Origin of the sequence: Sphingomonas sp. Leaf28 (assembly GCF_001421685.1) — a bacterium.
Classification (GTDB): Bacteria; Pseudomonadota; Alphaproteobacteria; order Sphingomonadales; family Sphingomonadaceae; genus Sphingomonas; species Sphingomonas aurantiaca.
In genome coordinates this window covers 450,214-470,680 of record NZ_LMKX01000008.1, presented here as the reverse complement: position 1 = coordinate 470,680, position 20,467 = coordinate 450,214, and the positions used below count along the sequence as shown (strand labels likewise).

The following is a 20,467-nucleotide window of genomic DNA, read 5'->3' as shown; positions in this document are numbered from 1 at the left end:
ATGCAACGCCCCCGACCGAGCACCGCGGGCGTGACGAATCCCGACATGGTGGCCCGGTTCGCGATCTGGGCAATTTGCGGAATCGCGACGTTCGGCGTCATCTCGCGGCCCTTCAAGCTTCCGGAAGCGGTCTGGGCGGTGCTTGGCGCGGTGGTGCTCGTCGTATTCGGTCTGCTCCCGATCAGCGACGCATGGCGCGCGGTACTCAAGGGCGGCGACGTCTATCTCTTCCTGATCGGCATGATGCTGCTGTCCGAGGTCGCGCGAGCCGAAGGGTTGTTCGACTGGGTCGCGGTCCATGCGGTGCGGCTGGCCAAGGGATCGACCAGCCGGTTGTTCGCACTCGTGTTCGGCGTTGGCATCGTCGTGACCACCTTCCTGTCGAACGATGCGACCGCGGTCGTGCTTACGCCCGCAGTCTATGCCGCGGCGAAGAAGGCGAAGGCAGATCCGCTGCCCATGCTGTTCGCCTGCGCACTGATCGCCAACGCGGCCAGTTTCGTACTGCCGATTTCGAACCCCGCCAATCTCGTCCTGTACGGCGGCAAGATGCCCACGCTCGGCGCATGGATGGCGTCGTTCGCGCTGCCCTCGCTGATGGCGATCGGCGTTACGTTCCTCGTGCTGCGCTGGATCGAGCGCGACCGGCTTTCCGGGCAATGCGAGACCGAGGTCGAGGCCATGGCGCTGCCCCGCGGCGGCCTCGTCGCGCTGTGCGGGATCGTCGCCACCGCGGTGCTGCTGATCGTCGCGTCGGCGCGCGGCTATGATCTGGGACTGCCGACGTGCCTTGCCGGTATCGCGACAACCGTCGCCATCTGCATCGGCAGTCGTAAGTCGCCCGTGGCGACGATGCGGTCGGTATCCTGGGCGGTGCTGCCGCTGGTCGCCGGGCTGTTCGTGCTGGTCGAGGCGCTGGCGAGCACCGGCGTCATCGCGATGCTCGCGCGCTGGCTGGCCGAAGGGGCCGCCGCCTCGCCGACCGCCACCGCCGGGATCGCCGGCACGATCCTCGCCTTCGGATCGAACCTGATGAACAACCTGCCGGCGGGATTGATTGCGAGCACCACGCTCGGCCAGTCGCACGTGCCGCAGATCGTCACTGACGGGCTGTTGATCGGCGTCGACCTCGGGCCGAACCTCTCGATCACCGGCTCGCTGGCGACGATCCTCTGGCTGACCGCGATCCGTCGCGAGGGCGAGGATGTCGGGTTCTGGCGCTTCCTGAAGGTCGGCGCGGCAGTCATGCCCCCCGCCCTGTTCGCCGCTTTGGGCGTGCGACTGCTGATCGGCTGACGCACGCAAACGCGACGCGGGCGCTTCCGCCCGCGTCGCGCATCGCCGTTAGGCGGCCAGCTTGGCCGCAGTCTCGGCGATCCGCTTGCCCTGATAGCGCGCACCGTCGAGCTCGTCCTTGCTCGGCTGGCGGCTGCCGTCGCCATCGGCGATCGTTGACGCGCCATAAGGCGTGCCACCCTTGACCGCATCGACACCCATCTGCGCCTGGAAGCCATAATCGAGGCCGACGATCGTCATACCGTGATGCAGCAGGTTGGTAATGATCGAGAACAATGTCGTTTCCTGGCCGCCATGCTGGCTCGCGGTCGCGGTGAACGCACCACCGACCTTGCCGACCAGCGCGCCCGAGAACCACTGCGCACCCGTGGTATCCCAGAACTGCGCCATCTGCGCGGGCATCCGGCCGAAGCGGGTCGGCGCGCCGACGATGATCGCGTCATAGTTCACGAGCGCGTCGGGGCCCTCGATCTCGGCATGCTTGGTGTCGGTCTTGAAATGCGCGGCCTCGACCACCGACTGCGGCGCGGTCTCGGCGACGCGACGGATGTCGACCTCGGCGCCACCGGCGCGCGCGCCCTCGGCGACGGCATCCGCCATCTGCTCGATATGGCCGTAGGACGAGTAATAGAGCACGAGAACCTTGGTCATTGTCAGTCTCCAATTTGATTCCCCTCCCGCTTGCGGGAGGGGTTAGGGGAGGGAAGTTCCGGGCGAGGCGCGAGAAGGAAGCCCCTCCCCCGACCCCTCCCGCAAACGGGAGGGAAGTATTATTCCGAGTCTACCAGAACGATCTCGGCGTCCTCTTGAGCCGTGATCGTCACCGTCTGGCCGCCCAGCAGCGCCGCTCCGTCGCGCGCACCAAATGCTTCGTCGCCGATCGTGATCGCACCGGTCGCGGGCACCAGGTACACGTGGCGACCATCGTCGATCGCATAGTCGACGCTGTCGCCGGCCTTCAGCGTCGCCGCCAGCACGCGGGCATTCGCGCGGATCGGCAAGGCGTCGACATCCCCGTCGAACCCGCTGGCCAGCGTCACGAACTGGCCCGAACGCTCGCCCTTGGGAAACGGCTTGGCGCCCCAGCTCGGCGAACCGCCCTTGCGCGACGGCTCGATCCAGATCTGGAAGATCGTCGTCGTCTCGGGCTCCAGATTATATTCCGCGTGGCGGACGCCCGTGCCCGCGCTCATCACCTGCACGTCGCCCGCCTCGGTACGGCCCTTGTTGCCGAGCGAATCCTGGTGCGTGATCGCGCCGCTGCGGACATAGGTGATGATCTCCATGTCCTGATGCGGATGCGGCGGGAAGCCCGAGTTCGCCGCAATCTGGTCGTCGTTCCACACGCGGATCGCGCCCCAGCCCATCCGTGCGGGATCATAATAGCTGGCGAACGAGAAATGATGCCGCGCGTTCAGCCAGCCGTGATCGGCATGGCCGAGGCTGGCGAAGGGGCGGCGGTCGATCTTGGTCATCGTCGTGGTCGTCATGAGAGGTCTCCACTGGTTGATCCCAAGATAAGCGCACCGATAGGAACGTAAATAGAAACGCTGGAAACCGATCGTTTCGGTGCTAGCGTTGCGATCGTCCCAATCATCGCGGAGATCATCATGCGCCTGCCCGACCTCGAAGCCTGGGCGATCTTTGCCAGCGTGGTCGAGCACAAGTCGTTCAGCGCCGCGGCGGACGCGATCGGACTCAGCAAGGCGACCGTGTCGAAAGCGATCACGCGGCTCGAGGCACATCTCGGCCAGTCGCTGTTCCACCGCACCTCGCGCCGCCTCGCGCTGACCGAGGCGGGCAAGCCGCTCGCCGAGCACGCCGCGCGCATCCTCACCGAAGCGCGACTCGCCGAGGAATCCGCCAACGACGCCGCCAGCGCGCCCACCGGCCGGGTCCGGCTGGCCGCCCCCATGAGCTTCGGGGTCAAGAACGTCGCGCCGCTGCTCGCCGAATTCCTCGCCGCGCATCCCGGGATCGAGGTCGACCTGCATCTGTCCGATGCACGGGTCGATATCGTCGCCGAGGGGTTCGACATCGCGCTGCGCATCGCCGAGCTGCCCGACAGCTCGCTGCGCGCACGCCGGCTCTGCACGATCCGCACGCATATCGTCGCCGCCCCGCGCTATCTCGAGGCCAATGGTACGCCGACGCATCCCGCGCAGCTCGGCGAGCACAAGCTGTTCGGCTATTCCAACGTCGTCGGCCCCTGGCGCTTCCACGGCCCGGGCGGCGCGGAGGTTTCGGTGCGCGTGCACGGCCCACTGACCGCCAATAGCGGCGAGGCGATCATGCCTGCGCTGATCGCCGGGCTCGGTATCGCCCGGCTGCCCGATTTCATCATCGAGACGTGTCTTGCGAGCGGCGCGCTCACGACGATCCTGTGCGACTGGGCGCCCGCGCCGATCGGTCTGCACCTGCTCACGCCGCCAAGCCCGCTTCGCCCCGCGCGAGTCGAGGCGCTGATCGAGTTCCTCACGCGACGCCTCCGCGACCCGCTTCCGGCCTGACGCGCGTGGAGCTCGGTGGCGCATGTTTCGCACCGGCCCGACTTCGTTCTGACGCGCCAGCGACTCGGCTCGGCGTCGCGCCCGCATCCCTGGGCCACGAGGCACCGTTCCTGTTGCCGCTTGAACCCGGCGTCGTCGCACGACGTCCTGTACGCAACTGCCAACGATCGAGATCATCTTGCCCCCTACCGTTACCGCCGCCGACTGCGATCGGCTGGCCGATGCCGAGCTTAACGCCGCCGCCGCCGCCGAAACACTGGATCAGCGCCGCGCGCATCTCGACCGGGCTTCGGTCTACGCGACCCGCAGCGAGAGGATTCGCCGCAAGCTCAGCCAGCAACCTGCGCGAAACCATTGACCTCGCCGCAGTCTTTCCCGAAGCCCGGTCATGGTCTGCGGTCGACCGCATCGGTCTTCGCCGGCGAGCCTTAGTTCGAAATTAACCTTTTGCCTTCAGAAGTTGTGTGGTTAATGAATCGAAGTCGAGCTGCAGACATGGGGTGTCGAGCGGTCTCGCGACAAGGGGACGACGCATGCGGGTGCTGCTGATCGAGGACGAGCCGACCACGGCGAAGGCTATCGACTTGATGCTGACGACCGAGGGGTTCAACGTCTACATCACCGATCTCGGAGAAGAAGGCCTCGATCTGGGCAAGCTGTATGATTACGACATCATCCTGCTCGATCTGAACCTGCCCGACATGCACGGCTATGACGTGCTCAAGCGCCTCCGGGTCGCGCGCGTATCGACGCCGGTGCTGATCCTGTCGGGGGTCAACGAAATGGATTCGAAGGTGCGCAGCTTCGGCTTTGGCGCCGACGACTATGTCACCAAGCCGTTCCACCGCGAGGAACTCGTCGCGCGCATCCACGCCGTCGTCCGCCGCTCGAAGGGGCACAGCCAGTCGGTCATCCGCACGGGCAAGCTCGCGGTCAATCTCGACGCGAAGACGGTCGAGGTCGATGGCAGCCGCGTCCACCTGACCGGCAAGGAATATGCGATGCTCGAGCTGCTGTCGCTCCGCAAGGGCACGACGCTCACCAAGGAAATGTTCCTCAACCACCTCTATGGCGGGATGGACGAGCCTGAACTGAAGATCATCGACGTGTTCATCTGCAAGCTCCGCAAGAAGCTCAGCCTGGCGTGCGATGGCGAGAATTACATCGAGACCGTCTGGGGTCGCGGCTATGTGCTGCGCGAGCCCGACGAGGCACTCGAAGCCCAGGTCGCGTAACTCCCCAGTCTTTTGGGAGCGCTAAAGGCCGCGGTACCGGGGGGTGCCGCGGCCTTTTGCGTTCGCGACCTACTTCTTCCGCCGCAGCCGCCGGAACAGCCCGCGATTGTCGAGCGACTCGAACATCTCCTCGGGCCCCTCGGGATCGAGCACCTCGTTGTCGGCCAGCCATTCCTCGACCGACGTCAGGTCGGGCACCTCATAGGGTTGCACCGTCTTGCCCTCGCCACGCAGCCGCTCGATCGTCTTGATCAGCGAGCCCGTCTCGGCGATCAGGTCGCTTACTACCTGCTGCTCGACGCCCAGATGCTCGGCAATCAGCCCGTCGCGGATCGCGGTGATCGCCGCCGACGTGGCATCGTCGGTCGATCGGATCGCGAGGTCGCATTCGGTATCGAGCCGCAACGAGCGGTTGTTCATGTTCGACGAGCCCAGCCGGAACACGTCGTCATCGGCGATCAGGATCTTGGCATGGCAATAGATCGCCTCGCCGCCCTTCGTGAACGGATGATACATGCGCAGCCGGTTGTGCGTGTCGCGCCGGTGCAGCGCCTCCATCAGCCGCGCGCGCGCGGTATCCATCGCGATCGGCTCGAGCCAGCCTTGCGCGGTCGTCGGGTTGATGATGACGATCTCGGGACCGTCCGCCTCGTCGAGCCGCTTGGCGACCGCCTCGGCGATCTTGCGCGACGCGAAATACTGGCTCTCGATGTACAAATGCTTCTTCGCCCGCGCGATCTGGCCGAGGAACAGCGCCTCGCTCTCGTACACGGGCTCCTGGTCGGACATTTCGGGTTCGCTGCGCGCGATCGCGACGTCGACATCATGGAAATCGACCTCCAGCCCCTCGGGCCAGAACGTCCCGCCCGGCTGTCCGGCCGCCATCTTCTTGCCGCCCGCCAGATGCCAGCGCCGCCGGAACAGCTCGCCCAGCGCATGCGCGACGGGACCCTGTACCGCGCTGATCGCGTCGTGCCACGGCTTGTACGGCTTGCCCGATGGCTGGATACGGTGCGGATCGTCGTCGCGGTGATCGCGCGTGTCCCAGCGGTCGCCGGTCATGTCGATCCCGCCGCAGAACGCCAGCGCATCGTCGATGATGACGATCTTCTGGTGATGCGACGCCGCGGTCGGATGATGCCCGTCGAGCTTGGTGTGGATGCGCGTGTGCTTCATCCATTTCATCATCGTGAAGATCGTCGAGCCGCGGAACAGCGACTTGATCGCGCCGGTATCCCAGCGCAGCACGAACACCTCCAGATCGGGTTCGCGCTCGACCAGCCACAGCATGAAGTCGCCGAGCTTCTTGGGTTCGCCGGGGCGGTCGACGCCGGGCTCGAGTTCGATGCGCGCGTCGAAATCCCATCCGATCAGCAGGATGCGACGTTTGGCGCCCATCATCGCGACTCGCGCGGTACGGAAATACTTCTCCGCATCGACGATCACCGCCATCTGTTCGGCGCGCTCGACCCGCCAGCATTCCTTACCGACCTGCATTCGCGTCCCTTTATTTACCCGTCGGCAGTACCCACAGCCGCGCGATTGGTTGCGGATGCACCCTGTATCGCCGCCGCCCGCACGCCTATCTAGGGCGCTGATGGTTCCTCCTACCCAGCCTCCCGCCCAGCGCAAGGTGATCCATGTCGACATGGATGCCTTCTATGCCTCGGTCGAGCAGCGCGACGACCCGTCGCTCAGGGGCAGGCCCGTCGCCGTCGGCGGGTCGCGCGCGCGTGGCGTCGTAGCAGCCGCTAGCTACGAGGCGCGTGCGTTCGGCGTGCGCAGCGCGATGCCGTCGGTCACCGCGATCCGCCGCTGCCCCGACCTGGTGTTCGTCCCCCCGCGCTTCGACGTCTACCGCGAAGTGTCCGACCGGATCCGCGCGATCTTCGCCGACTATACCGACCTGATCGAGCCGCTGTCGCTCGACGAAGCCTATCTCGACGTCACCGAGGATATTCGTGGGCTGGGCACCGCCGCTGCGATCGCCGAGGAGATCCGCGCGCGCATCAAGGCGGACACCGGCCTCACCGCGTCGGCGGGCGTCAGCTACAACAAGTTCATCGCCAAGCTCGCCTCGGACCAGAACAAGCCCGACGGGATCTGCATCATCACGCCGAAGCGCGGCGCGGCGTTCGTCCAGTCGCTGCCCGTCAAGCGCTTCCACGGCGTGGGCCCGGTGACCGCGCAGAAGATGGAGCGGCTCGGCATCCTCACCGGCGCGGACCTGTTCGGCCGAAGCCTCGCCTTCCTACAGGCGCATTTCGGCAGCTATGCCGACTATCTCTACCGCGCCGCACGCGGGATCGACGACCGCCCGGTGCGCGTCAACCGCGCGGCCAAGTCGGTCGGCGCCGAACGCACGTTCGAGACCAATCTCAACACCGCCGAGGATCTTCGCGCCGCGCTGCACCGGGTGGCGGATGCGGCCTGGGTGCGGATCGAGCGGCACGGCACGCGCGGCCGGACGGTCACGCTGAAGCTGCGCCACGCCGATTTCCGCACGATCACGCGGGCCCGCTCGTCGCAGGCGGCAGTCACCGACAAGGCGGCGTTCCTCGCGGCGGGGCTCGACCTGCTGATGGCACAATTGCCCGTGCCGGACGGCGTACGCCTGCTCGGCCTGACGCTGTCGGGAATCATGGGCGACGAGGACGAGGTGCAGCCGAGCCTGTTGTAATGGACGCCGTCCGAACCGGTAGCGCTACGCCGCCTTCGAGACCGCCGTCTCCACCGCATCCAGCGTCAGCGTCGCGACCGCGCCAAGCCCCGGGCCATCACTTTCCAGCCGCAGCGCACCGTGCATCGCGGCCATCGAATTGGCGCACCAGTGCAACCCCAGCCCGCCCGACTTGTGCGCCCGCGTCGAAAACCCGCGCTGGAACAGCAGCGCGCCGGCCTCGAGGGAAAAGCCCTCGCCATCGTCACGGATCGCGACGGTGACGCGGCCCTGCGCCTGGCTGATCGTCGCGACGATCGATCCGCTGCCCGTGCCACGCGCGACGATCGATTCGACCGCATTGCCGAAGAGATTGCCGATCACCTGGCTCAGGATCACCCGGCTTGCCATCACCGGGCTCGGCCCCGCGGGAAAGCTGAACGCGATCGAGGTGCCCAGCGCATAGCGCGCGATCGTCGCGTTGCGCGCGATGATGTCGCTGACGTCGCACACCTCCAGCGCGGGGCGTTCGTGCGCGGCGCGCTGTTGCTGGCCGATGATCTCTAGGACGTCCGCCATCGCCTCGCGACCGACGACCATCTCGCGGCGCATGGCATCGCGATCGGCGCTCTCGGCCTCGACCGCGGCGGCGACGAACGCGGCGAGCTTGCGCCGGCGCGCCTCGGGCACGTCGCCCTGCGCCAGTTCGGCGATCGCGCGATCGATCGTCGCCCGGTCGATCGCGGCAGACTGCGCGATGCCCTGGCTCAGGATCGTGCTGATCGGGTTCAGCGCGTTGCGCACATTGTGCATGACCGCGACCGCGCTCTCGCTCCGCCCCAGGTCGAACGACTGCGCCTCGATCTGCTCGCGCAGATCCTTCAGCTGGCGCAGCATCGCGTTGAAGCTCCGCCCGAGCGAGCCGATCTCGTCGCGCCGCTCGTCCTCCTCCAGCAACGTCAGCGACCCCGACACGCGCACCCGCTGCATATGGCTTTCGACCCTGTGGAGCGGGCGCAGCACGAGCCGCTCGATCATCCGCCTGAGCACTACCAGCACCAGCAGCAACAGCACCGTCGATCCTGCCACCGCGAGCAGCAATACGCGGCGCCCCAGCAGCGAAACGTCGCGTGGAATCGTGAACCGCGCGCCGGCGACCGCATGGCCGTCGGCGCCGATCAGCGGCACGACGAGAGTCAGCTTGGACGCCCCCGCGGTGACCGCGACGGCGTCGCCCTGCGCGGCGGTGTCGATCCGCGCGCCGGCGGGGAGCAGCGTCGCCAGCTGCTGCGGCGTGATCACCCGCGCCATCAGGACATAGCCGCGCGGGATGCCGCTGCCGTCTGACCGCCGGACTCCCGCCACCCCGATCGCCGCGACCCTATCGCCGATACGCGCGTAGAACCGCCCCGAGCTGCGCCGCCCGAGCACCGCGGCAAGATCGGTCCGCGCGATCATCGCGGTCAGCCGCGCGCGCTGGACGCCGCCCTGCGCGCCGCGGACCGGATCGTGCCAGCGGGCGATCACGACCCGGCTCGCAGGGCTGACATAGGCCATGCCGTTGATCCCGAGATCGGTCATCGTGCGCGGCAACGGTGACGCCTGATCCGGCCCGGCGCCGGGGTCGGCCATATAGGCGTAGCTGGCGTTCCAGTCGCCAAAGTCGCGCACCGTGCTCTCGACGCCGGCGGCATAGTCGGACAGCGCGGTGCGCGCGCGCCCGACATGCCCGGCGATCGCCTTGCCCTCCAGCTTGGTGAAGCTCGGCGTGATGATCCCCGCGAGCAGCAGCGTGATCGCGATCGTCGCGACCAGCCCGACCGCAGTCATGATCGCCACCAGCTTGGCGCCGAGCGACGAGCGTGTCCGCATCCGTCCGAACTGCCGCCCGAGGATGGGCGGCAGCCGACCCATCCCGGCCGACGGCATCAGCCGTGCATCCCTACTCGCGCCATCAGCTGCGCATACCGAACGTCTGGCGGATCCGGTGATCGTCGGTCGAGACGTCGTCACTGCCGCTGACCGTGCCCTTGCGCGCCATCTCGAGCGCGCGTTCGGCGTTTACCGGACGCGAGAAGAAATAACCCTGCATGTGGCTCGCGCCCGCAAGGCGCAGCGCCTGAACCTGCGCCTCGGTCTCGACGCCTTCCGCGATCACGCCCAGGCCGAGCGCCCGGCCGAGGTGGATGATCGAATGGACGATCGCCGCGCTCTCGCGCTCGCGGCCCATGCCGTCGATGAACGACTTGTCGATCTTAAGGCAGTCGAGCGCGAACTTGCGGATATTGTACAGGCTCGAATAGCCGGTGCCGAAATCGTCGAGTGCGATCCGGAAGCCCATCTGGCGCAGCTTGTACAAAGTCTCGGCAGCGCGTTCGGCATCGTCGAAGATCGCGGTCTCGGTGATCTCGATCTGCAATCGCGCCGGCGCGATCCCTGCGCGCTGGACGCTTTCCATGATGTGGCCAACGAAATTGTGCCGGCGGAACTGACGCGGGGAAAAGTTCACCGAGACATATTGCCCCGGCCATTGCTGCAGCACGTCGAGTGCCTGGCCAAGCACCCAGTCGCCAAGCTCGTGGATCAGGTTCGATTCCTCGGCGATCGGAATGAAGGTTGCCGGGCTCATCAGTCCGTATTCCTGCGTGTTCCAGCGCACCAGCGCCTCGAACCCGACCACGTCGATCGCATCGCGCGACACGATCGGCTGATAGGCGAGGCTCAGCTCGCCCTTGGCGATCGCCTGGCTCAGGCCCGATTCGACCCGGCGGCGAAAGCGGATGCCCTCGTCCATGCTCTCGTCGAACACGCGCACGATGCCCCGCCCGCCGCGCTTGGCATCGTTCAGCGCAAGGTCGGACCGGCGCATCACGTCGACCGGGTCGCGGCCCTGTCCGCCGGGCGTCACGACCAGCCCGGCCGAAGCGCCGCCCTGCACCGAACTGCCGAACACCTGCAGGCTGACCGAGCAGGCCGCTACGATCAGCTCGCACGCCATCACCGCCGCCGCCTCGCCCGCGGTTTCGAACAGCACCCCGAACTCGTCGCCGCCAAGCCTTGCGACGAGCGCGCCATCGGGGGTCGACCGGTTGAGGATCACACAAATCTCGCGGATCAGCGCGTCGCCGGCGAGATGCCCGAGCGTGTCGTTGACCAGCTTGAACCGGTCGAGATCGATCATCACCGTCGCAAACAGCCCGTCATCGCGAGTCCGCGCCGCCAGCGCGCGCAGAAAGGCGAGCCGGTTGGGCGCGTCGGTCAGCGAATCATGCGTCGCCATGTGCAGCGCGCGGCTCTCGTTCGCGGCCAGCTCGGCCGCCTGCTCCTCGAGCTGCACCACCTGCGCCGCAAGCAGGTTGCGCGCGGTCGCCAGGTCGCAGTCGTTCCGCCAGCGCTGCGCAAGCGCGGTCGCGGTCTGCAGGATCTCGGCGACCTCGAACGGCTTGGCGATGTAGAAGATCTTGTCGGCGGGGCCTGCGACCTTGCTGATCTCGACCGGCGAGAAATCGGAGAAGCCGGTGACGATCACGATGTTGACGTCGGGATCGAGCGCGCGGATCCGCTTGGCGGTTTCGCGCCCGTCGATCCCCGGCGGCATCCGCACGTCGATGAACGCGACCGCGAACGGATCCGCATCGGCCAGCGCCTGCTCGACCGCGGCGATCGCCTCGAGCCCCTGCTCGCAATAGGTCAGCGCGAATGCGGGCGCGTCGGCGACGCTATTGTCCAGATCGTCGCCGAACAGCTCCGCCGCCATCGCGTCCAGCGCGGATCCGTCGCTCGATCGCGGCCCGGCGAAGCTGCGCCGGTAGCTGTCGTGCATCGGCGGCTCGTCGTCCACGATCAGAATACGCATTCGAACACCGCTCCCCGGGGGGCACGACCGTCGCCGTCCAGCGATGGCTTACGTGCCGTCAGTTCTCACAATCATGTGTTAGTGAGATGCGGTTAAGACGGCGTAAACGATGTTTCGAGTTGCTGGCCAAGTGCCTGTCCGCCCAGCACTATCGCTCCCAGCGGCCCGGCATTGTTGCCAAGCGCGGGCGGCACGATGAACGTGTCGGTCAGCGCCACCTCGGGCAGCGTGATATAGCCGCCCAGGCTGCGCGTCATCGCTGCCCGCACGCGCGGAAACAAATGCGACGCGCCCATCACGCCGCCGCCCATCACGATCCGCCGCGGGATGCCCGTCAGCACCAGCGTATGGCACAGCTGGCCCAGCGCATCCGCGACGCCGTCCCACACCGGATGGTCGGCGAGCGCTTCGTCCGCGGGGTGGCCGATCCGCGCGGCGATCGCCGGGCCGGCGACCAGCCCTTCGATGCACGCGCCGTGGAACGGGCAGTTGCCGATCCAGTCGTCGCCATGGAACCGCGCGGGGCGGATATGGCCCAGTTCGGAATGCGTCAGCCCGTCGACCGGGCGGTTGTTCGCGATCATCCCCGCGCCGACGCCGGTGCCGACGGTGACATAGGCGATGTCGGGCAGGCCCTTTGCCGCCCCCCAGAACGCCTCGGCGAGCGCCGCGCCGACGACGTCGCTATGGAAGCCGGTCGGCACGCCGTAGCGTCGCTGCAACCGGCCCGCGATATCGGTGCCCGCCCAGCCCGGCTTGGGGGTCGAGGTGATGTGGCCATAATTGGCCGCGTGGCGATCGATCGAAACCGGACCGAAGCTTGCGATGCCGATCGCGACGAACCCGCTCCACCGATCGAGCACCGCCTCGATCGCGGCGAGCGTCTCGTCGGGGCGGGTGGTCGGGATACGCACGGTTTCCTCGATCTGATCGGGCCCGCGCGCAAGAATGCAAATGCATTTTGTCCCGCCGAGTTCGATCCCTGCGACCAGAGGTGCTTCCGTCATCCCAAACTCCCAACATTTTGCGCCCGCCCGCTTCCTTTGCCCGCGCGCTCCCGTCAAGAGGGACGCGCCGGGTCCCCGCGCGGCTGGGCGGCGCTGGCACTCACAGTGAACGACGATTTCGTCTGCCTCGATTTGCCCGATCGTGCGTTATGCCTGTCGAGTTCATCCAAACAGACAGGAATTTGCGATGGCGAAGAAGCCCACCAAGCCCACCGATCTCGCCGGCGCCGTCTCGGCCGAGGCACAGCCGCAGTACAAGGTCGAGTATCGCGAGATCCAGCCCTACGGCACGCTCAAGCGCCTGCCGATCGCGCTCGAGGACAATGCCCGCGCGCAGAGCGTGGCGACGCTGAACCAGGTCCTCGCGGACACGATGACGCTGCGCGACATGTACAAGAAGCATCACTGGCAGATGTCGGGTGCGACCTTCTACCAGCTCCATTTGCTGCTCGACAAGCATTACGAGGAGCAGGCCGCCCTCGTGGATCTTGTCGCAGAACGCATCATGGCCCTAGGCGGCATCTCGATCGCGATGTCGCACGACGTTGCCGAAATGACGACGATCCCCCGTCCGCCCAAGGGCCGTGAGGACGTACCGACGCAGCTCGCGCGGCTGCTCGAAGCGCATGAAATCATCCTGCGCCAGGCTCATGAAGGTGCCGAAGCCGCCGACGAGTCGGGCGATGACGGCACGAATGACCTGCTGGTGAGCAATATCATCCGCACGCACGAGCCGCAGGTCTGGTTCCTGGCCGAGCACCTCGCCGCCACCGAACTGGTCCGCGACGACAAGTAAGGCCGCCCCCCCTCCCCCCGCATTCCCTCGATTGAGGGGATGCGGGGAAATACCGCACTCGGCTCACGCACCGCGACGCGTTCCGCCCTTCCCACGTCATCCTGACGAAAGTCAGGACCCAGAGTACCAGGCGCAGCGCTCTGCGGCTCTGGATCCTGACTTTCGTCAGGATGACGTCGGCCGTTATTCGACGGTAACGCTCTTCGCCAGATTACGCGGCTGATCCACGTCCGTGCCCTTGAGGACCGCGACATGATACGCCAGCAACTGCACCGGCACCGCATAGACCAGAGGCGCGATCAGTGGGTGCACCTTGGGCATCGTGATCGTCGCCATGCAGCCCTCGCCAGCCGCCTGGATCCCGTCATAGTCCGAGATCAGCACGACCTTGCCGCCGCGTGCCATCACTTCCTGCATGTTGCTGACGGTCTTGTCGAACAGCGGCCCCGACGGCGCGATGACGATGACCGGGACATGCTCATCGATCAGTGCGATCGGCCCGTGCTTCATCTCGCCCGCGGCATAGCCCTCGGCGTGGATGTAGCTGATTTCCTTCAGCTTCAGCGCGCCCTCGAGCGCGAGCGGGTAATCCGTCCCACGCCCCAGGTACAGCACGTCGCGCGCGCCGGCGATGTTGTGCGCCATCGCCTCGATCGCCTCGTCATACGCCAGCGCACCGTTCAACGCGGCCGGCGCCTCGGCGAGATGCCGGACGATCTCGCGCTCCTGATCCTTCGACAACAGACCCTTCGCGCGCGCCAGATTGGCGGCGAGGGCGGCCAGCACCGCGAGCTGGCAGGTGAACGCCTTGGTCGACGCCACGCCGATTTCGGGGCCGGCATGCGTCGGCAACAGCAGGTCCGCCTCGCGCGCCATCGAGCTGGTCGGCACGTTGACGACGACCGCGATCTTCTGCCCCTCGGCCTTGGCATGGCGCAGCGCCGCGAGCGTGTCCGCGGTCTCGCCCGATTGCGAGATGAACAGCGCGAGACCGCCCTCCTCCATCACCGGCGCGCGGTAGCGGAACTCGGACGCGACATCGAGGTCGACGGGCACGCGCGCGAACTGCTCGAACCAGTATTTGGCGACCATGCCGGCGTAGAAGCTCGTCCCGCACGCGACGATCGTGACGCGCTTGATGGTCGACAGGTCGAACTCCGGGATCGGGAGCGAAACCTCGCCCTCCATCCGCTTCAGGTACGAGCGCAGCGTCTGCGCGACGACGATCGGCTGCTCGTAGATCTCCTTCAGCATGTAATGCTTGTGGTTGCCCTTCGAGATCACCTCGCCGGTGATCCCCGACAGCGTGATCGCGCGCTCGACGGGCGTGTTGTCGCGGTCATAGACCTGCGCCCCGTCACGCGTCAGCACGACCCAGTCGCCCTCGTCGAGATAGGCGATACGCTGCGTCAGCGGCGCGAGCGCGAGCGCGTCCGAACCGAGATACATCTCGCCCTCGCCGTGTCCGACGACCAAGGGCGAGCCGAGCCGCGCGCCGATCAGCAGGTCGGGATGCTGGCGGAACAGGATCGCGAGCGCAAACGCGCCGTGCAGCCGCGGCAGGATCTCGCGAACCGCGGACACCGGGTCCATCCCCGCCTCGACCTTCTCGCTGACCAGATGGGCTACGACTTCGGTGTCGGTCTCGCTGGTGAAGGTCCGGCCGCGCGCGATCAGTTCGTCGCGCAGCGGCTTGAAGTTCTCGATGATGCCGTTGTGGACGACCGCGACTTCGCCGGTCGCATGCGGGTGCGCGTTGTTGGTGGTCGGGCCGCCATGCGTCGCCCAGCGCGTGTGCGCGATGCCGGTCTTGCCCGGCAACGGGTGCGCGGCGAGTTCATTCGCCAGGTTGACGAGCTTGCCCGATGCGCGACGACGCTCGATCGCGCCGTCGAAATCGGTGGCGATTCCCGCCGAATCATAGCCGCGATATTCGAGCCGCTTCAGCCCGTCGAGCAACCGCTCGGCGACGTCGGTCGTGCTGAGAATGCCTACGATACCACACATAACTTCTGTCCGTTCGTTCAGTCGACCGAGCGGAGCTGCTCGCCCCGCTCGATGACGACATGGGTCTGGTAATAATATTTGCCGGTCGGGCGACTGTCGGCGGTAAAATCGATCCGCACGCGGCGCGCCTCACCGTCGACGCGGATCGTACGTCCCTGCAACGCGGTTTCCGCAGACGCACCCAATCGGCTTTCGATCTGCGCCTGCGCGACCGGTCGCACCTCGAGCGAAAGGTTGCGCGGGTCGCGGTAATCGCTTTCCGAATTGAGATACAGGCTGGAACCCTGCCGGCCCGACGCGCGCACCGTCATCACGAACGTGCCGGGATAGCCGCCGGGGGCGAGCCCTGCGGCCCGCTCGATCGCCAGCATCGGCGGAATCGCATCGCCTTGCGATCGCACCGTGGCGCATCCCGCCAGCGCCAGCACGCCAAGTAGCGCGGCGGCCTTCATCCGCGCTTCTTCGCCAGCATCAGATCGCGAAAGCTCTTCGCCCAGCCCGGCTTGGCGACCTGCGGCGGGCGGACGAGCGCCAACGCATCGGCCTCGACGTCGCGCGTCACCACCGATCCCGCCGCGACGATCGCACCCGCACCGATCGTCACCGGCGCGACGAGCGCGGAGTTCGATCCGATGAACGCGCCCGCGCCCACGACCGTCCGGTATTTGAAATAGCCGTCGTAGTTGCAGGTGATCGTCCCCGCGCCGATGTTCGCGCCGGCACCGATGTCGGCATCGCCGATATAGGTGAGGTGGCTGACCTTCGCGCCGTCGCCGATAATCGCCTTCTTCACCTCGACGAAGTTGCCGACCTTGGCGTCCGCGCCCAGCTCTGCGCCGGGGCGCAGCCGTGCGAACGGGCCCACGCTCGCCCCCTTGCCGACGGTCGCGCCCTCGACATGGCTGAACGCGTGGATCGTCGCGCCGTCATCGACGCGCGCGCCGGGGCCGAAAACGACGTTGGGCTCGATCACGACGTCGCGGCCGATCACCGTGTCATGCGCGAACCAGACGGTATCGGGCGCGATCAGAGTCGCGCCGTCGGCCATCGCCTGCGCGCGCCGTATCGCCTGCCACGCGCCCTCGACCCCGGCGAGTTCGCCGCGACTGTTGACGCCGGCCACCTCGTCCGCGCCGGTTTCGATGACCGCGGACGCGCGGCCATCCGCGCCTGCCAGCCCGACGATATCGGTCAGGTAATATTCGCCCGCCGCATTGTCGTTGCCGAGCCGGTCGAGCAACGCGAACAGGTCGGTCGATCGCACCGCCATCAGCCCGGAATTGCACAGCGTCACCGCCCGTTCCGCCGCCGACGCGTCCTTATACTCGACGATCCGGTCCATCCGGCCGGCAGCATCGGCGATGACGCGACCATAAGCGCCGGGATCGGCGGGGCGGAAGCCGAGCACGACGACGGCCGGCGTGTCGTCGCCGTGCAGCCGGTCGATCATCCGCTGCATCGTCGCGGCGGTGACCAGCGGCACGTCGCCGTAGAGGATCAGCACGTCGCCTTCGAACCCAGCCAGCGCCGCGCGCGCCTGCGCGACCGCATGGCCGGTGCCGAGCTGCTCGGCCTGGAGCGCGGTGACGATGCCGAGCGGCGCGACCGCAGCCTCGACCTGCTCGCGCCCCGCACCCGTCACGACGACCGTTCTGGCCGGCTGCAACGCGCCTGCGCTCGCGACCAGATGCAGCAGCATCGGCCGCCCCGCGATCGGGTGAAGCACCTTGTGCAGGTCCGACTTCATCCGCGTCCCCTTGCCCGCGGCAAGGATGACGACAGCGACGGAGGCCGCATTGGGGTGGATCGGAATCGGCTGGTCGTTGGAATGCGTCGTCATGGAAGGATCGCTGCCACGAAAGCCTTGCCAATTCCATAGTGTCGCTGGCAGGTCCGCGCGCAATGACGCAATTTTTATTTAAGATCGTAGGCTTCGACCTCGACGGCACCTTGCTGGACACCAGCGGCGACCTTGCGGCGGCGGTCAACCACGCGCTGACATCGGTCGATCGTCCTGCGCTCAGCGTCGAACAGGTCAAGCCGATGATCGGCGGTGGCGCCCGCCACATGCTCAAGCAGGGCCTGACCGCGACCGGCGGCTATGACGAGGCGATGCTCGATACGCTCCACGCCAGGCTGCTCGCGTATTACGAAGCCAATATCTGCGTGCTGACCAGGCCTTATCCTGGCGTGGTCGACGCGCTCGATGCGCTGGCGGCAAAGGGCGTCACGCTTGGCATCGTCACCAACAAGATCGAACGGTTCGCGCGAACGGTGCTCGGCGAGCTTGGCCTGATCGACCGGTTCGCCTGCATCCTCGGCGGCGACACGATGTCCGAATCGAAGCCCTCGCCGATGCCGATCCACGAAATGGTCCGGCAATGCGGCGGCGGACGCGCCGCGTTCGTCGGCGATTCGATCTTCGACATCCAGGCGGGGCAAGCTGCGGGGCTGCCGACGGTCGCCTGCAGCTACGGCTTCCTCATGCAGCCGGTCGAAGACCTCGGTGCGGACGCGGTGATTGACGGGTTCGACGCGCTGATCCCGACGCTCGAAAGGCTCGGCGCATGAACCGCACGCTGCTCCTGCGCCTTGTACTGGTCGCCGCGGTCGTGTTCGCGGTCACGATGGCATTGCTGCCAAAGCCGCCGCATGTGCCGATCGACGAGTTCGGCGACAAGTTCGAGCATATGCTCGCCTTCGCGACGATCGCGCTGCTCGCGGCCTTCTCCTATCCGACCGCGCGGCTGTTCCGGATCGGCGAGCGATTGTCGTTCCTGGGCGCGCTGATCGAGGTGCTGCAATCGATCCCGTCGCTCCACCGCGACTGCGACATCCACGACTGGATCGCCGACACGCTGGCGATCACCGTGGTGCTGCTGATCGTCTGGGCGGTCCGACGCCAGCGCGGTGCGCGACTGCCGTAAGCCTCGTCCTCTAAGCCTTGCGGAACTTGGTCCAGAGATGCCGCGCGAGCATCGCCGGCGGCATCCGCAGCCAGTGCGAGCGGATATAAAAGGCCAGACGAGTAAGCGGTCGCGTCGGCCTGCCCCAGTTGTCTCGCGCGGTGATACGGCGGCGAAACAAGCGGTCTCTTGGCTGAGGCTCGAGATGAAAGCGGATCGGCAACGCATAGCCTTTGACCGGCGTGTCAAACATCTGGCTGGCCAATCGCAGCGCCCGAGCTACCTCATTCCGTAATCCGTGATGATGGCCAGCTTCCATCACGGTGAGACAGAAGTCAGGATCTTGATCGCCGAACTCCCGGCAGAGACGGTCGATATCCCACAGGTTGCGCAGTCCCCCGGCCAGATCGCCGTCGGCAAGTAGATGTGCCGCCGCGTGGACCACCATATTCTCGGGAGATAAAACGCGCAGCCCATTCTCCAGCGGCACGCTGTCGTCGATTAGCGCCACCGGATCGGGCGTGATCCGCGCGGTCAGCGGCAGGATCGTGTGATGGACGTCGATCATCCGGTCGCGCTCGCGGTGGATCAGCGGCGGCAGTTCGTGCATCCAGCGTCGATAATAGGCGTCGTCATACGGGTCGGGCTTCACCCATTCCCACCCCGCCGCCAGCAACGCCGCCTCGACCCTGTCGATCGACTCGCGCGGCACCAGGATATCGAGATCGCCGATCGAGCGCCCCTGCCCCGCCGACAGCCCCGCCGCGACGAACGCGGTGCCCTTCAGCAGGACGACGGGGCAGTCGACCGCGGCCAGTGCGCGCCGCGCCATCTCGGCCTCCCACAGCGCCGCGCGGCGCCCATGCTCGGCGGCCGCGCGGGCGTCGTCGAGAATGGCCTTCACCGCCGCCGGCATCGCCAAGCCGTCGACCCGCATCGCCAGCGTACCGATCAGCTGCTCGGCGCGCGCCATCGCCAGCAACGCGGTCCAGCCATCCGCATCGAGCCCGGCGACGCTCCCAGGATCGGCCAGCGCGCGGGCGAGTATCCGCGCGTCGTTCACAACGCGGACCATAAGGCTTCGACCTGCGCTACCGCGCTCATCCCGTCGGGATAATCGATGGCGACCGACGGAACCTGCGCGATCAGCCCGGTCAGCCCGCGGAACCCCGCTTCGCCGAGCGCGACGTAATTGGTCGAGGCCTGCGTCATCCGCACGAACGCCTCGGCCGGCGGTACCGGTCGGGTTTCGTTCGCAAATCCGTAACGCGGAAACGCCAGCAATGCGGGCGCGGCGGGCGTGTCCATCGCCGCGATCGCCCGCGCGTCGGGCACCATGTGGCGGATATCGCCCTTTGGCGTCGCGCGTAGCAGCGGCCCCATCCGCGCCGCGGGCCACGCCGCCTCGGCGGCCGCAATCCCCTCGTTCTTCAGGCTGATCAGCCGGGGAAAGGCGTGGACCAGCCCGGTCGCCGGGTCGAGCAGCGCGAACTCGTCGCCCATGAACCGCCAGCCCCTGGCGGCGAGCAGCGTCGCCAGCGTCGACTTCCCCGCTCCCGAAATCCCCGTCATCAGCACCGCACGGCCATCGCGCTCGACCGCCGACGCATGCAGCAGCAGATAGCGCCGCGCGCCCAGCGCCATCTGCAGGTTCATCGCCATTTCGGCCGCCAGCAGCCCCTGCCGCAGCGGCAGCGGCGCGGCTTCGGGCAGCATGTAGTCGCCACCGATCTCGACCGAGGGCCGAACGACCCGCCGCCACGGCCGCCGCGCGAACAGCCGGACGGTAAAGTCGGCGACGCCGTCGCGCGGGCCGGGATAGTCGCGGTACAACGTCTCGAGCGCGGCGATCGGCGCGCGCCAGTCGGAGCCGATGCGAAAGCCGACCGGGCCGATGCGGACGGAGAAGGCGTGCCTCATAGCCGCGCAACGAGCCCCGCCTCGACCAGCTCGTCGAGCCGCGCCGCCAGCGCCTCGCGCGTGCCATCGGCCAAGTCATAGTCCCGCTCGAGCCGGTCGAGCAGCGAGTCGAGCGACAGCGCCCTCTCCTGCAGGATCGCCAGGATCTGCGGCGCGGGCTCGGTCAACAGATGCGTAATGCCCGATGCCCGGTGATACACCGCGGTGAACGCGTCGAGCGGCGCGATCAGCAGCCCGTCCTCGGGCGGACCGCGGTAAAGCGCATCGGGCACGGC

General features: G+C 67.3%; 20 protein-coding genes. 8 read left to right on the top strand and 12 right to left on the bottom strand.

Annotated elements, in window-relative coordinates:
- Window positions 1-45: 45 nt before the first annotated feature.
- Entirely contained in the window at window positions 46-1,296 is a 1,251-nt protein-coding gene (locus ASE79_RS12630) for an arsenic transporter (protein ID WP_056417329.1), read from the top strand.
- A 48-nt stretch (window positions 1,297-1,344) separates the two neighbouring features.
- Here the strand turns inward: ASE79_RS12630 and wrbA are convergent, their stop codons facing one another.
- Window positions 1,345-1,947 (bottom strand): NAD(P)H:quinone oxidoreductase, encoded by a 603-nt coding sequence (wrbA, locus tag ASE79_RS12625; protein ID WP_056416931.1) that lies wholly within the window; start codon window positions 1,945-1,947, stop codon window positions 1,345-1,347.
- Between the two features lie 119 nt (window positions 1,948-2,066).
- Complete coding sequence (locus ASE79_RS12620; RefSeq protein ID WP_056416928.1) at window positions 2,067-2,786, bottom strand: pirin family protein; 720 nt, start codon at window positions 2,784-2,786, stop codon at window positions 2,067-2,069.
- A 120-nt stretch (window positions 2,787-2,906) separates the two neighbouring features.
- Between ASE79_RS12620 and ASE79_RS12615 the strand changes: the two genes are divergently transcribed.
- The 3 genes from ASE79_RS12615 to ctrA all read left to right on the top strand — a co-directional run bounded on the left by ASE79_RS12615 (window position 2,907) and on the right by ctrA (window position 5,041).
- Window positions 2,907-3,806, top strand: a complete 900-nt coding sequence (locus ASE79_RS12615; protein ID WP_056416925.1) for a LysR family transcriptional regulator — start codon at window positions 2,907-2,909, stop codon at window positions 3,804-3,806.
- A 178-nt stretch (window positions 3,807-3,984) separates the two neighbouring features.
- Window positions 3,985-4,164, top strand: a complete 180-nt coding sequence (locus ASE79_RS12610) for a hypothetical protein (protein ID WP_056416920.1) — start codon at window positions 3,985-3,987, stop codon at window positions 4,162-4,164.
- A 175-nt stretch (window positions 4,165-4,339) separates the two neighbouring features.
- Window positions 4,340-5,041 (top strand): response regulator transcription factor CtrA, encoded by a 702-nt coding sequence (gene ctrA, locus ASE79_RS12605; RefSeq protein ID WP_056416917.1) that lies wholly within the window; start codon window positions 4,340-4,342, stop codon window positions 5,039-5,041.
- A gap of 69 nt (window positions 5,042-5,110) precedes the next feature.
- Here the strand turns inward: ctrA and ASE79_RS12600 are convergent, their stop codons facing one another.
- Entirely contained in the window at window positions 5,111-6,538 is a 1,428-nt protein-coding gene (locus ASE79_RS12600) for a phospholipase D-like domain-containing protein (RefSeq protein WP_056416914.1), read from the bottom strand.
- 100 nt (window positions 6,539-6,638) lie between these two features.
- Between ASE79_RS12600 and dinB the strand changes: the two genes are divergently transcribed.
- Complete coding sequence (gene dinB / locus ASE79_RS12595; protein WP_056416910.1) at window positions 6,639-7,721, top strand: DNA polymerase IV; 1,083 nt, start codon at window positions 6,639-6,641, stop codon at window positions 7,719-7,721.
- Window positions 7,722-7,745: 24 nt separating this feature from the next.
- Here dinB and ASE79_RS12590 read toward each other — a convergent pair whose 3' ends face one another.
- The 3 genes from ASE79_RS12590 to ASE79_RS12580 all read right to left on the bottom strand — a co-directional run bounded on the left by ASE79_RS12590 (window position 7,746) and on the right by ASE79_RS12580 (window position 12,563).
- Window positions 7,746-9,629: a CHASE4 domain-containing protein gene (locus tag ASE79_RS12590; protein ID WP_235516910.1), complete on the bottom strand. Its 1,884-nt coding sequence runs from the start codon at window positions 9,627-9,629 to the stop codon at window positions 7,746-7,748.
- Window positions 9,630-9,654: 25 nt separating this feature from the next.
- Complete coding sequence (locus tag ASE79_RS12585; protein WP_056416906.1) at window positions 9,655-11,556, bottom strand: putative bifunctional diguanylate cyclase/phosphodiesterase; 1,902 nt, start codon at window positions 11,554-11,556, stop codon at window positions 9,655-9,657.
- Between the two features lie 92 nt (window positions 11,557-11,648).
- Window positions 11,649-12,563: an ROK family protein gene (locus ASE79_RS12580; RefSeq protein WP_056416903.1), complete on the bottom strand. Its 915-nt coding sequence runs from the start codon at window positions 12,561-12,563 to the stop codon at window positions 11,649-11,651.
- A gap of 187 nt (window positions 12,564-12,750) precedes the next feature.
- Here ASE79_RS12580 and ASE79_RS12575 point away from each other — a divergent pair, with 187 nt between their 5' ends.
- Window positions 12,751-13,359, top strand: a complete 609-nt coding sequence (locus ASE79_RS12575) for a Dps family protein (RefSeq protein WP_056416898.1) — start codon at window positions 12,751-12,753, stop codon at window positions 13,357-13,359.
- 183 nt (window positions 13,360-13,542) lie between these two features.
- Here the strand turns inward: ASE79_RS12575 and glmS are convergent, their stop codons facing one another.
- The 3 genes from glmS to glmU are packed head-to-tail and all read right to left on the bottom strand — an operon-like array spanning window position 13,543 to window position 17,206.
- The gene (glmS, locus tag ASE79_RS12570) at window positions 13,543-15,366 is read right to left on the bottom strand and encodes a glutamine--fructose-6-phosphate transaminase (isomerizing) (protein ID WP_056416895.1); all 1,824 of its coding nucleotides are present in this window, start codon (window positions 15,364-15,366) and stop codon (window positions 13,543-13,545) included.
- Window positions 15,367-15,383: 17 nt separating this feature from the next.
- Window positions 15,384-15,818, bottom strand: coding sequence for a hypothetical protein (locus tag ASE79_RS12565; RefSeq protein ID WP_056416892.1), 435 nt, complete (start codon window positions 15,816-15,818; stop codon window positions 15,384-15,386).
- Complete coding sequence (glmU, locus tag ASE79_RS12560) at window positions 15,815-17,206, bottom strand: bifunctional UDP-N-acetylglucosamine diphosphorylase/glucosamine-1-phosphate N-acetyltransferase GlmU (protein ID WP_056416889.1); 1,392 nt, start codon at window positions 17,204-17,206, stop codon at window positions 15,815-15,817. The genes ASE79_RS12565 and glmU overlap by 4 nt, the downstream gene beginning before the upstream one ends.
- Window positions 17,207-17,268: 62 nt before the next feature.
- Here glmU and ASE79_RS12555 point away from each other — a divergent pair, with 62 nt between their 5' ends.
- Both ASE79_RS12555 and ASE79_RS12550 read left to right on the top strand, forming a co-directional pair.
- A complete protein-coding gene (locus tag ASE79_RS12555) occupies window positions 17,269-17,937 on the top strand; it encodes an HAD family hydrolase (RefSeq protein WP_056417324.1) in 669 nt (222 codons plus the stop codon).
- Complete coding sequence (locus ASE79_RS12550) at window positions 17,934-18,293, top strand: hypothetical protein (protein ID WP_056416887.1); 360 nt, start codon at window positions 17,934-17,936, stop codon at window positions 18,291-18,293. Before ASE79_RS12555 ends, ASE79_RS12550 begins: the two co-directional genes overlap by 4 nt.
- Before the next feature lie 10 nt (window positions 18,294-18,303).
- Here the strand turns inward: ASE79_RS12550 and ASE79_RS12545 are convergent, their stop codons facing one another.
- From ASE79_RS12545 to ASE79_RS12535, 3 genes are read right to left on the bottom strand one after another with little or no spacing between them, the layout of a single operon-like run.
- Window positions 18,304-19,347 carry a nucleotidyltransferase family protein gene (locus ASE79_RS12545; RefSeq protein WP_056416884.1) on the bottom strand — a complete coding sequence of 348 codons (1,044 nt, stop codon included), beginning with the start codon at window positions 19,345-19,347 and terminating at the stop codon, window positions 18,304-18,306.
- Window positions 19,332-20,192: an HprK-related kinase A gene (locus ASE79_RS12540; protein ID WP_056416882.1), complete on the bottom strand. Its 861-nt coding sequence runs from the start codon at window positions 20,190-20,192 to the stop codon at window positions 19,332-19,334. Before ASE79_RS12540 ends, ASE79_RS12545 begins: the two co-directional genes overlap by 16 nt.
- Window positions 20,189-20,464 carry an HPr-rel-A system PqqD family peptide chaperone gene (locus ASE79_RS12535; protein ID WP_056416880.1) on the bottom strand — a complete coding sequence of 92 codons (276 nt, stop codon included), beginning with the start codon at window positions 20,462-20,464 and terminating at the stop codon, window positions 20,189-20,191. The genes ASE79_RS12540 and ASE79_RS12535 overlap by 4 nt, the downstream gene beginning before the upstream one ends.
- Window positions 20,465-20,467: the final 3 nt, after the last annotated feature.

Bases quoted from the DNA above. Each gene is read 5' to 3' on its own strand.
- ASE79_RS12630 (WP_056417329.1), top strand. From the start codon at position 46: ATGGTGGCCCGGTTCGCGATCTGGGCAATTTGCGGAATCGCGACGTTC.
- wrbA (WP_056416931.1), bottom strand. From the start codon at position 1,947: ATGACCAAGGTTCTCGTGCTCTATTACTCGTCCTACGGCCATATCGAG.
- ASE79_RS12620 (WP_056416928.1), bottom strand. From the start codon at position 2,786: ATGACGACCACGACGATGACCAAGATCGACCGCCGCCCCTTCGCCAGC.
- ASE79_RS12615 (WP_056416925.1), top strand. From the start codon at position 2,907: ATGCGCCTGCCCGACCTCGAAGCCTGGGCGATCTTTGCCAGCGTGGTC.
- ctrA (WP_056416917.1), top strand. From the start codon at position 4,340: ATGCGGGTGCTGCTGATCGAGGACGAGCCGACCACGGCGAAGGCTATC.
- ASE79_RS12600 (WP_056416914.1), bottom strand. From the start codon at position 6,538: ATGCAGGTCGGTAAGGAATGCTGGCGGGTCGAGCGCGCCGAACAGATG.
- dinB (WP_056416910.1), top strand. From the start codon at position 6,639: ATGGTTCCTCCTACCCAGCCTCCCGCCCAGCGCAAGGTGATCCATGTC.
- ASE79_RS12590 (WP_235516910.1), bottom strand. From the start codon at position 9,629: ATGCCGTCGGCCGGGATGGGTCGGCTGCCGCCCATCCTCGGGCGGCAG.
- ASE79_RS12585 (WP_056416906.1), bottom strand. From the start codon at position 11,556: ATGCGTATTCTGATCGTGGACGACGAGCCGCCGATGCACGACAGCTAC.
- ASE79_RS12580 (WP_056416903.1), bottom strand. From the start codon at position 12,563: ATGACGGAAGCACCTCTGGTCGCAGGGATCGAACTCGGCGGGACAAAA.
- ASE79_RS12575 (WP_056416898.1), top strand. From the start codon at position 12,751: ATGGCGAAGAAGCCCACCAAGCCCACCGATCTCGCCGGCGCCGTCTCG.
- glmS (WP_056416895.1), bottom strand. From the start codon at position 15,366: ATGTGTGGTATCGTAGGCATTCTCAGCACGACCGACGTCGCCGAGCGG.
- ASE79_RS12565 (WP_056416892.1), bottom strand. From the start codon at position 15,818: ATGAAGGCCGCCGCGCTACTTGGCGTGCTGGCGCTGGCGGGATGCGCC.
- glmU (WP_056416889.1), bottom strand. From the start codon at position 17,206: ATGACGACGCATTCCAACGACCAGCCGATTCCGATCCACCCCAATGCG.
- ASE79_RS12555 (WP_056417324.1), top strand. From the start codon at position 17,269: ATGACGCAATTTTTATTTAAGATCGTAGGCTTCGACCTCGACGGCACC.
- ASE79_RS12550 (WP_056416887.1), top strand. From the start codon at position 17,934: ATGAACCGCACGCTGCTCCTGCGCCTTGTACTGGTCGCCGCGGTCGTG.
- ASE79_RS12545 (WP_056416884.1), bottom strand. From the start codon at position 19,347: ATGGTCCGCGTTGTGAACGACGCGCGGATACTCGCCCGCGCGCTGGCC.
- ASE79_RS12540 (WP_056416882.1), bottom strand. From the start codon at position 20,192: ATGAGGCACGCCTTCTCCGTCCGCATCGGCCCGGTCGGCTTTCGCATC.